The sequence below is a fragment of the Vibrio sp. 1641 genome (assembly GCF_033339995.1).
GTDB classification, from domain to species: Bacteria; Pseudomonadota; Gammaproteobacteria; order Enterobacterales; family Vibrionaceae; genus Vibrio; species Vibrio alginolyticus.
Genome location: NZ_JAWOVP010000106.1, coordinates 1 through 815, shown reverse-complemented (window position 1 = coordinate 815; position 815 = coordinate 1). Strand labels below are relative to the sequence as shown.

Here is an 815-nt window from a genome sequence, read left to right as displayed (position 1 = left end):
TGCGATGTACTTGAATATGCTTTTGGAGATGCTCGTGATGAATCCCCACTTCTCTCATTAAATTTTCCTCTTCTTTGAAGTGAAATTCGGCGTAACGAGAGAGTGCAAATAACGCGCTCTGAATATCCGCTATAGAAATCGTGTTTCGCGTCAAAAGTTTGCCGTACTTATTAATAAACTCAACGAGATACTGGTGCTGATCGTCAACATCTTCGATTCCTGTTTCAAAATAGATGTCCCAACGAAATGAATTCAACGTTACTACTCCCAATATCGACGAGTCTATATCAAGTCACCATGCCGCAACCTGAAATACCACAATAAATATAGGGAATAGTAACGATAAAAGTTTTCTAACGCCTCACTGAGTAGTCAAAATAATGACAAAGATCTCCATGATGGATTATTTTCGCTAAGCAATTCAGCAAATCTAAAAATAATACTGTATAGAGAGCTCAATAAAATCGTCGTCTCGAGCAAAATAAAGTAAGTCTGTCGGCGTATCATTTTTAAATAACCACGCATCAACTTGCCACTTCAGATGGTTCGATATTCTGCTAGAGGCTTCTAACTTTGCGTTATAAACATCTGAGTTCTCCAAATCTTGCGTAATCCCAGTGAGAATTTCAGTTCCATCCTCATCATTTAAGGCAAAGCGGACACCTGCAAACACATCATTTTGACCAATGTTCTGTGCGTTATTTCCCCGACTATCATAGAGGTACTCTCCAATAAGGCCGACATCCCAAACCGTATCAAAAGCGCCGACGATGGTATATTCGAAACCAGTCACCGCGCCGACATGATGGTCATAA

1 protein-coding gene and 1 pseudogene are annotated in these 815 nt (G+C 40.0%); both read right to left on the bottom strand.

All coding sequences use genetic code 11. The features are described 5' to 3' along the window. The coding region (locus R7Z47_RS24455; protein ID WP_318130712.1) for a hemerythrin domain-containing protein at positions 1 to 256 on the bottom strand (256 nt) is incomplete at its 3' end. 174 nt (positions 257 to 430) lie between these two features. Beyond that, positions 431 to 815 (bottom strand): annotated as a pseudogene (locus R7Z47_RS24450) (hypothetical protein); the annotation flags it as partial.